Here is an 8,554-nt window from a genome sequence, read left to right as displayed (position 1 = left end):
GCGGCGCTTGACGCAGCGCTTGAAGCCCGCAGGCAGTACCAGGTGGTCCGGGGCGGCGCCGCGCCGGGCGCGCCCATCACGGCGCTGCACATCGGCGCGCAGCACACCGCAGTGACGAGCGGGTGCGATACCGAACCTTCCGCCACGCTGGTGTTGGCCATTGGCGCGCAGAAAACAGCGCGCGATTTCTTCCGGCGCAGCCCGCCCACGCCGCTGGAGATGGAAAACGCCATTGCCACAGTCGAAGACGAGGTGACCCGTGCGGTCGAGCTGGTGGCCAGCGGCTCCACGCTGTATGGCTCGGACCCGCTAGTGCGCGAAATCGCCAGGCTGGCGGGTGTTGCATCCAGTGCGCGGGGCGTGCAAATAACCTTGACGCTTGATGCCATGGAGCAGACTTTTAACCGGCTGGTCGCAGTGGCTGAGGGCCGGCCAGCCCGGCAAGAGGGTCTGCCGGACAACGCCGAATTCGCCGCAGCGCTGCTGATCCTGCGCGAGTTCATGCACCACCTGCGGTTTGACGCCATCACCTTGCCGGCATGAATTCATCGCTATTGTTTTGCGCGCGAACGACCGGCTCAGGCATCCTCGGGGGCGCCCGCCGGGGCCATGTTTGTGCTTCAATGCGGGTGTCATGTTGAAAAAAATTTGCGGGAGGGATTGATTCATGTTCATCGATCGTGACGACGCTGCCATCCGCCTTGCAGACAGGCTCAAGGCCTTCAAAGGGAAAAACCCGCTGATCCTGGCCATTCCGCGCGGTGCGGTGCCGATGGCAAAAATCATTGCCGCTAAACTCGACGGTGAATTCGACGTGGTGCTGGTGCGCAAGCTGCGCGCACCCTACCAGCCCGAACTCGCGATCGGCTCCATCGATGAAGCGGGCTGGACCTATCTCGCACCCTTCGCCGCATCGTCGGGTGCCGATGAGGACTACATCGAATCCGAGAAACGGGCCCAGATGGAAACCATCCGCAAGCGACGTGCCCAGTACACACCGATCCGCCCCCCCATAGACCCGGGCGGGCGCATTGTTATTGTGGTGGACGACGGCCTGGCCACGGGTGCGACCATGATCTCTGCGCTGCACGGCTTGCGCACCCGTAACCCCGCCAGGCTGGTTTGCGCCGTGCCGGTGGCGCCGCCCGATACCTTGGCCAAGGTGGCCAGCATGGCGGACGAAGTGGTGTGCCTTGAAGCGCCCGAATACTTCCAGGCGGTGGGCCAGTTCTACCAGCACTTCCGGCAAATAGAGGATGACGAGGTGATCGCGGCGCTGAAGCCGTCCTGAAACCGCTCATGGCGCGCGCTGCGATCCGGACGGCCGCCCCGGTGCGGGGTCCATGGTGAATTTACCGGGCGCCAATGGCAATCGGGATGCGCTTGCGGCCAAAGCTACCCGCCTGCGCAGCAAAACGGCCCGCCACGGCAGACCCGCAGTCCGGACAGCAACCCTCTGGCGTGAGGCGGTACTGCGTGATCTGATACCAGTCGCGCTCGATCAGTGCTGCATGGCAGCCCGGGCAATAGGTGGTGTCGCCTTCCTGGTGGCGCACATTGCCCGTGTACACGAAATGCAGGCCTTCGTTCATGGCGATGTTGCGCGCGCGGATCAGTGTCGAGGCCGGCGTGGCAGGGATGTCCGGCATCTTGTGATCCGGATGAAAAGCCGAGAAGTGCAAGGGCACATCAGGCCCGATTTCCTTCATGATCCAGCGGCTCATGGCGGTGATTTCCTCGTCCGAGTCGTTGTGCCCCGGGATCAGCAAGGTGGTGATCTCGAACCACACCTTTGTCTCATGCCTGAGGTAGACCAGGGTGTCCAGCACCGGCTGCAGGTGCGAGCCGGTCAGCTTGAAATAGAAGTCCTCGGTGAAGGCCTTCAGATCCACATTGGCCGCGTCGATCTTGGCGTAGAAGTCGCGCCGAGCCTGGTCGTGCATGTAGCCGGCCGTCACGGCCACGGTCTGGATGCCGCGTGCGTGGCAGGCATCGGCCACATCCATGGCGTACTCCGCGAAGATGACCGGGTCGTTGTAGGTGAAGGCCACGCTGCGGCAATCCGCGTCTTGAGCGGTCTGGGCAATCGCCTCGGGCGAGGCCTGGTCCATCAGGCGGTCCATGTCGCGCGACTTGCTGATGTCCCAGTTCTGGCAGAACTTGCAGGCCAGGTTGCAGCCGGCTGTGCCGAAGGACAGCACGCTGCTGCCCGGGTAGAAGTGGTTGAGCGGCTTTTTCTCGATCGGATCGATGCAAAAACCCGAGGAGCGACCGTAGGTGGTCAGGATCATCTGGTCGCCCGCGCGCATGCGCACGAAGCAGGCGCCGCGCTGCCCCTCATGCAGCTTGCAGTCGCGCGGGCACAGGTCGCACTGGATGCGGCCATCCGGAATGCGGTGCCAGTAACGGGCGGGGTAAGTGTCGGTTTTCATCATGTGGATTGAAAGGCCAAGGCCGCGAACTGGCGAGCGAGAGGCATGCAGAACTCCATTCAAATCAAGGCCAAAATTGCGTCTGATACGCTTTGCAGAAGGAAAAAATGAGGACGACCGCTCCGTAATCAAGCGCTGGCGCCAGCGCTGGCCTGTCGGGGAAATTTCCCGGCGCCCTGCAGCAGGGCCGGGTAACATCGGCGCTTGAACCACCAGGCAAGCCTGCCTGGGGCGCAGGAAAAAAAGATGAAACTCATGCAGCTCTCCCGAACCACCGCAGCCTCTGGCCAATCAATTTTTTCCAGGCAAGTCCAGACGCTTGCCCTGCTGGCCCCGGCGCTGCTGCTGGCCGCCTGCACCTCGGTTCCACTTCCGCCCTGGACGCCTCCCGTGCCCCGCCCTGCGCAAAGCGCGCCGGCCAGCGTCGAACAAACCGTACAAACATTTCCGGTAGCGCCGCCCGCGGTCATCGCCCCTGCACCCGTTGGTCAGCCCGCACCCTACAGTGCGGCGGTTGCGGCCCGTTTCCCGGCGCCTGCGGTGGTGTATAGCACCCCTGGCCTGCAGGCCCAGCGCACCAGCTTCACCACGCAGGCCGAAATCGAAGCCTGGCTGGGCGATCAGGCGCTGGCAGCATCGCGCGCAGGCGTCAGCGCCGCCGTGTTGCCTGTAGGCCGCTCCCAGCGCGGCGAGACCGTGCAGGCGCTGGTGCTGACACGCGCCACCGGCACCGATCCGGCCGCACTGCTGGCCACCGGACGGCCCACGGTGCTGCTGATAGGGCAGCAGCACGGCGACGAGCCTGCGGGCAGCGAAGCGCTTTTGGTGATGGCAAGGGAGCTTGCGCAAGGGCTGCTGCTGCCCGTGCTTGGCCGCATCAATGTGGTGATTGTTCCGCGCGCCAACCCCGATGGCGCCGCCAGCGGCCAGCGCGCCACCACCGGCGGGCTGGACATGAACCGCGACCATCTGCTGCTCAGCACGCCCGAGGCCCAAGGGCTGGCCAGGCTGATGCGTGACTATCAGCCTACCGTCGTGGTCGATGCCCATGAGTACACGGCGGCAGGCCGCTTTGTGGAGAAATTCGGTGCAGTGCAAAAATATGACGCCTTGCTGCAGTACGCCACCACGGCCAATCTGCCGGAGTTCCTGACCAAGGCCGCCGAGGAGTGGTACCGGCGACCCATGCTGGCAGCGCTGAAGGCCCAGGGCCTTAGCAGCGAGTGGTACTACACCACCTCGTCGAATCTGGCCGATAAAAAATTGTCCATGGGCGGCACCCAGCCAGACACGGGCCGTAACGTGAATGGCCTTAAAAACGCTGTCAGCCTGCTGGTTGAGACACGCGGCGTAGGCCTGGGCCGTCTGCATATCCAGCGGCGCGTGCACACCCAGGTCACGGCGCTGTCCAGCGTGCTGGCCAGCACCGCGCAGCGCGCAAGCGAATTGGGCCAGTTGCGCCCCTACATCGACAAGGAAATCAGCGCGCTGGCCTGCACGGGCGAAGCCCTTGTCGAGTCAGCACCCACCCCCGCCCAGTACGAGCTCGTCATGCTGGACCCGGCCAGCGGTGCCGACAAGACCGTCACGGTGGACTGGGATTCAGCGCTCGCGCTGCGCACCATCAAGACAAGGCCGCGCCCCTGCGGCTACTGGCTGTCGGCAGAGTCCGGCACGGCCGCAGAGCGGCTTCGGCTGCATGGCGTACAGGTGATGCGCGTCACCGAATTCGGCTCGGTTCTGGGCGAAAACTACCGCGAAACCTCGCGGGCCGCGGCTGAACGCCAGGATGTGCGCGGCACAATGACCGGCAACGCACCCATCATCAAAGTACAGGTCAGCCTGATGCGCGGCTTGCTGGACGTGCCGCGCGGCAGTTACTACGTTCCGCTGAACCAGCCCCTGGGCAACCTGGTGATTGCCGCGCTGGAGCCCGACACCCAGAGCAGCTTTTTTGCCAACCGGGTTCTGGACGGCCTGCAAAGCGCGTTTCGGGTCATGGCCGAGCCCGTGTTCAAACTTGAAGCCTTGAATTGAGTTGCCAAGGTCTGGCCCGGGTACCGCACCGCATGAGCCGCGTCAGCGTCTTACAGCGAAACGATGCCTTATCCGACTGCAAGTGGGGCACTTCTGCGCTTAAATAATCAGTTAAACCCACAAAGGATTCTTATGAAAGACTTTGAACTGAGCCCAAAAATGCTGAGCCTGGGCGGTGTTTTCTACCCCACCGGCTATGCCTTCATCATGTTTCCCGATGCCGCGGACGCCGCGCAGGTCGCGCGCGAACTGGACGCGGACCACGAGGGCATCATGCTGCTGACACCGGCCGATATCCTGACGCAAGTCGGCAAGGCGGACGACCAGTCAGATGTGGCGCTTCCCAGCGTAGGCACCGAAGGCGCCACCGTGCGTAAATACGTGGACCTTGCGCGAGAAGGCCACCATGCATTGATGATTCCTGCGTCATCTCAGGACGCCACCGAGCGCATCATGGCGGTGGTGCGCAAAGTACCGTTCTCCTATGCGCAGCGATACCATCTGCTGGTGATTGAAGACCTGGAATAAGCCGAACCTGACGGTGTCGGCACCAGGAAGATACGCCGCTCGGCGAAACCCGCGGCACCAAAGGACGGTTGATGATTGAGCTTTACTACTGGCCCACCCCCAATGGATGGAAAATCTCCATCATGCTGGAGGAATGCGGCCTCCCCTACCGCTTTGTCCCGGTCAATATCGGCAAGGGCGAGCAGTTCGCCCCGGATTTCCTGGCCATCAGCCCCAACAACCGCATGCCCGCCATCGTGGACCACGGCCCCGAAGGTGGCGGCGCGCCGGTGGTGGTGTTTGAAAGCGGTGCGATCCTGATTTACCTGGCCGAAAAAACCGGGAAATTTCTGCCCTCCGCACTGCGGCAACGCCACCAGACACTGCAATGGCTGATGTGGCAAATGGGTGGACTCGGCCCCATGGCCGGGCAGAACGGCCACTTTTTACTGTACGCGCCCGAAAAAATCCCCTACGCCGTGGAGCGCTACGGCAAGGAAGTCGATCGGCTGTATGGCGTGCTGGATGCGCAACTGGAATGCACCGGTGCGTTTGTCGCGGGCGGCGACTATTCGATTGCCGACATGGCGATTTTTCCGTGGGTGCGCACGCACAAGGCACAGCAGGTTGACCTGCAAAAATTCCCGCAGGTACAGCGCTGGTACAACGCGCTGTTCCAGCGGCCCGCCGTCAAACGCGGGCTGGACCTGGGCAAACAGCTGCGTGCCCCCGCACTGACCGAGGAAGCACGCCAGGCCCTGTTTGGCCAGACCGCGCACAGCGTGAAACGCCCGCCGCAAGGCGAAGCCCAGGGCGTTTGACTTATCCTGTAAAACTCCGCAAAGCGCCCATGATTGATTTTTTCTTTGACTGCTCCAGCCCCTGGACCTACATTGCCTTTCGCAACCTTCAGGCCATGGCGGCCGAACTTGATGCGCCCATCAGCTGGCGGCCGGTACTGGTGGGCGGCATCTTCAACAGCGTCAACCAAAACATGTACGCCTCGCGCGAAGACATGGACTCGCCCCGAAACCGATACCAGCGCAAAGACCTGCAGGACAACGCGCGCACGGCGGGTCTGCACATCGTCTTTCCGCCCCGGGTGTTCCCGGTCAACAGCGTCAAGGCGATGCGCGGCTGCCTCTGGATTGCGCAGGACGCACGGGCAAAAAGCCGCTACCTGCCGTTTGTCGAAGCCACGTTTGCCGCCTATTTCAGCCGCGAGGAAGACATCTCGCAAGATGACGTGCTGGCCGCGATCTGCCGCGAAGTCGGCATTGACGCCCCGGCTTTTCTTGAAGGCATCGCCCGGCCCGACATCAAGGAGCAGCTCAAAGCCAACACCGACGAGGCGATCCGGCGCGGCGCATTTGGCTCGCCCACCTTTTTCGTCGGCGACGACATGTACTTTGGCAACGACCGCTTGCCGCTGCTGCGCGCAGCGGTGTTGCGGGCCCAAGCGTCGTAACGCCCAAGCTCGAGTTTCCGAAAATCCCCGGGATTTCACCGTGCGGACTCGATGACCGGATCGGAGCGTTTGCATCGGAGGCCGGCTACCCGTCTGAGTGCATGTCGAAAATAAGACTTCGCAGCCACTGATTGGCAGGGTCCTTGTGGTACTTGGCGTGCCAGAACAGATTGATGGCGATCTGCGGGAGCTTGATCGGGTGGGCAACGTATTTCAGATTGAACGGCTTGGCCATCTTTTCGGCCAGGCGCTCGGGGACGGTTGCCACAAGGTCCGTTGACTGAAGAATGTGGCCTACCGCCACAAAATGAGGAACGGTCAACCGCACCTTGCGTTGCGGTGAATTCTTGTCCAGTATTTCATCGACTATCCCATGGCCGGTGCCTGTCGAAACCACCGCGACATGGTCCGCCGCAAAAAAATCTGAAGACATTATTTTTTTCCTGTCCAGCGCATGCCCATGCCTGAACATGCAGACATATTGCTGCGTGAACAGGCGCTGCTGGAAAAAGCCTGCCTTGAGTTGGGGCAGCAATCCGATGGCCAGATCGACATGCCCCGCCGCCATGGAGTCCTTCAGGTGCACGCTCGTATTGCGTACGGTGCTGATGGACACTGCCGGCGCCACCTTCTGGATCTTTTCCATCAAAAGGGGCAGGAAGTAGATTTCGCCGATGTCGGTCATTCCTAATGAAAAGCTCCGCTTGCTGGCTGCCGGATCGAATGAATTCTTGACGTTGATCGCGCCGTGGATCATGCCCAGCGCATAGCCGATCGATTCGGCCAGCTGATCTGCAAAAGGCGTGGGCTGCATGCCGCTTGAGGTGCGCAGAAAAAGTTCGTCGCCAAACAGCTTGCGCAGACGTGCCAGCGCGTTGCTGACGGCGGGCTGCCCGAGGCCCAGGTTCTCGGCCACCTTGGAGACTTTTCTTTCGGTCAGCAGCTGGTTAAAGATCACCAGCAGGTTCAGGTCGATGTCCTTGAGTTCCATTTACGCCCCGCAATCATTATTGATTTCAGTGATACAAAACATTAATTCCATTGTATTGACTGATTTTTATGGGCGTCAGATGATTGCGCACATCGCTGCTGTTGCTGCCCGAAAACCAGGCAAAAAGGCAACAAGGCAGCTTTTCCAGCAGATAAAACAGACAAGACAGACCGCGCAAAAATGGAAATTTTTATCCGCCCCCTCCAGCGCACACTGAGCGTTGCCGCAGGAGTGAACCTGCTCGATGCCCTGCGCGAGAACGATGTGCCGGTGTCCTACAGCTGCATGGCGGGTCGTTGCGGCACCTGCCGTTGCAAGGTTGTCGAGGGGCATGTGCTCGACACGGGCCGGGACGCGCAGCGTCCGCTGACGGATGAAGGCCAGTATGTGCTGGCATGCCAGACCTTTCTGACGGAATCGTGCACGGTCGAAATCCCCGAGCCTGACGAGGTCGTGGTCCATACGGCAAAAATCGTCAAGGCCACCGTCGTGGCGGTAGAAAACCAGACCCACGACATCAAGCGACTGCGCCTCAAACCCGCCAAGCCCATCGAGTTTTCACCCGGCCAGTATGCCCAGCTGCAGTTCACGCCAGCGCACATCCGTCCCTATTCAATGGCCGGCCTGTGCGCTGATGGCGAGCTGGAGTTCCATGTGCGCCTGGTCCCCGATGGCCGGGTGACCGGCTACATCGCCAACACGCTGAAGGTTGGCGACGCGGTGCGCGTCAGCGGCCCGCTGGGCTCGGCCTACCTGCGTCGCAAGCATGCGGGTCCGATGCTGTGCGTGGCCGGCGGTACAGGCCTCGCGCCGATTCTGTCGATCATTCGCGGAGTCATTGCCGAAGGCATGCAGAACGCCATCCACCTGTATTTCGGTGTGCGCTCGGAGCGCGACATCTACGGCCGGGAATGGCTGGCAGCGCTTCAGCGCCAACATCCGCAACTCCATGTGCATGTCGTGGTCACGTCCGGCCAGGCGCCCGGCTGCCGCAACGGCCTGGTCACGGAAGCCATCGCCCAGGACTGGTCCAGCCTCGAAGGCTTTCGCGCCTACCTCTGCGGCGCGCCGCCCATGGTTGAGGCCACCACCTTGCTGGTGCGCCAGATGGGCGTGCTC

The 8,554-nt window shown here is 62.1% G+C and carries 10 protein-coding genes; 8 read left to right on the top strand and 2 right to left on the bottom strand.

All coding sequences use genetic code 11. The annotated features are described in order from the left end of the window. On the top strand, window positions 1-543 hold a 543-nt coding region (locus IV091_RS15845; RefSeq protein WP_293470219.1), incomplete at its 5' end, for a hypothetical protein. Window positions 544-667: 124 nt separating this feature from the next. Continuing rightward, the gene (locus IV091_RS15840) at window positions 668-1,291 is read left to right on the top strand and encodes a phosphoribosyltransferase family protein (RefSeq protein WP_293470218.1); all 624 of its coding nucleotides are present in this window, start codon (window positions 668-670) and stop codon (window positions 1,289-1,291) included. Between the two features lie 61 nt (window positions 1,292-1,352). On the opposite strand, the gene amrS is transcribed toward IV091_RS15840, so the two are convergent. Further along, window positions 1,353-2,432 (bottom strand): AmmeMemoRadiSam system radical SAM enzyme, encoded by a 1,080-nt coding sequence (amrS, locus tag IV091_RS15835; protein WP_293470217.1) that lies wholly within the window; start codon window positions 2,430-2,432, stop codon window positions 1,353-1,355. A 246-nt stretch (window positions 2,433-2,678) separates the two neighbouring features. On the opposite strand from amrS, the gene IV091_RS15830 reads away from it, so the two are divergent. The 4 genes from IV091_RS15830 (at window position 2,679) to IV091_RS15815 (ending at window position 6,444) form a co-directional block, all read left to right on the top strand. After that, window positions 2,679-4,469: a M14 family metallocarboxypeptidase gene (locus IV091_RS15830; RefSeq protein WP_293470216.1), complete on the top strand. Its 1,791-nt coding sequence runs from the start codon at window positions 2,679-2,681 to the stop codon at window positions 4,467-4,469. Window positions 4,470-4,601: 132 nt separating this feature from the next. Beyond that, complete coding sequence (locus IV091_RS15825; RefSeq protein WP_293470215.1) at window positions 4,602-4,997, top strand: RNA-binding protein; 396 nt, start codon at window positions 4,602-4,604, stop codon at window positions 4,995-4,997. A 71-nt stretch (window positions 4,998-5,068) separates the two neighbouring features. Then, a complete protein-coding gene (locus IV091_RS15820; protein ID WP_293470214.1) occupies window positions 5,069-5,797 on the top strand; it encodes a glutathione S-transferase N-terminal domain-containing protein in 729 nt (242 codons plus the stop codon). Window positions 5,798-5,826: 29 nt separating this feature from the next. Continuing rightward, on the top strand, window positions 5,827-6,444 hold the full coding sequence (locus IV091_RS15815) for a 2-hydroxychromene-2-carboxylate isomerase (RefSeq protein WP_293470213.1): 618 nt from the start codon (window positions 5,827-5,829) through the stop codon (window positions 6,442-6,444). An 85-nt stretch (window positions 6,445-6,529) separates the two neighbouring features. Here IV091_RS15815 and IV091_RS15810 read toward each other — a convergent pair whose 3' ends face one another. Continuing rightward, window positions 6,530-7,435 carry a LysR family transcriptional regulator gene (locus IV091_RS15810; protein ID WP_293470212.1) on the bottom strand — a complete coding sequence of 302 codons (906 nt, stop codon included), beginning with the start codon at window positions 7,433-7,435 and terminating at the stop codon, window positions 6,530-6,532. On the opposite strand from IV091_RS15810, the gene IV091_RS15805 reads away from it, so the two are divergent. Both IV091_RS15805 and IV091_RS15800 read left to right on the top strand, forming a co-directional pair. Then, window positions 7,425-7,652, top strand: a complete 228-nt coding sequence (locus tag IV091_RS15805) for a hypothetical protein (RefSeq protein ID WP_293470211.1) — start codon at window positions 7,425-7,427, stop codon at window positions 7,650-7,652. The two genes, IV091_RS15810 and IV091_RS15805, sit on opposite strands and share 11 nt — an antisense overlap. Continuing rightward, on the top strand, window positions 7,616-8,554 hold a 939-nt coding region (locus IV091_RS15800), incomplete at its 3' end, for a 2Fe-2S iron-sulfur cluster-binding protein (RefSeq protein WP_293470210.1). The genes IV091_RS15805 and IV091_RS15800, both read left to right, overlap by 37 nt.

The sequence above is a fragment of the Polaromonas sp. genome (assembly GCF_018780625.1).
GTDB lineage: Bacteria > Pseudomonadota > Gammaproteobacteria > Burkholderiales > Burkholderiaceae_C > Polaromonas.
This window is presented reverse-complemented; position numbering and strand designations above follow the sequence as displayed.

What these genes read in the sequence shown, in the direction of transcription:
- IV091_RS15825 (WP_293470215.1), top strand. Translation starts at nt 4,602, where the DNA reads ATGAAAGACTTTGAACTGAGCCCAAAAATGCTGAGCCTGGGCGGTGTT.
- IV091_RS15810 (WP_293470212.1), bottom strand. Translation starts at nt 7,435, where the DNA reads ATGGAACTCAAGGACATCGACCTGAACCTGCTGGTGATCTTTAACCAG.
- IV091_RS15840 (WP_293470218.1), top strand. Translation starts at nt 668, where the DNA reads ATGTTCATCGATCGTGACGACGCTGCCATCCGCCTTGCAGACAGGCTC.
- amrS (WP_293470217.1), bottom strand. Translation starts at nt 2,432, where the DNA reads ATGAAAACCGACACTTACCCCGCCCGTTACTGGCACCGCATTCCGGAT.
- IV091_RS15815 (WP_293470213.1), top strand. Translation starts at nt 5,827, where the DNA reads ATGATTGATTTTTTCTTTGACTGCTCCAGCCCCTGGACCTACATTGCC.
- IV091_RS15820 (WP_293470214.1), top strand. Translation starts at nt 5,069, where the DNA reads ATGATTGAGCTTTACTACTGGCCCACCCCCAATGGATGGAAAATCTCC.
- IV091_RS15830 (WP_293470216.1), top strand. Translation starts at nt 2,679, where the DNA reads ATGAAACTCATGCAGCTCTCCCGAACCACCGCAGCCTCTGGCCAATCA.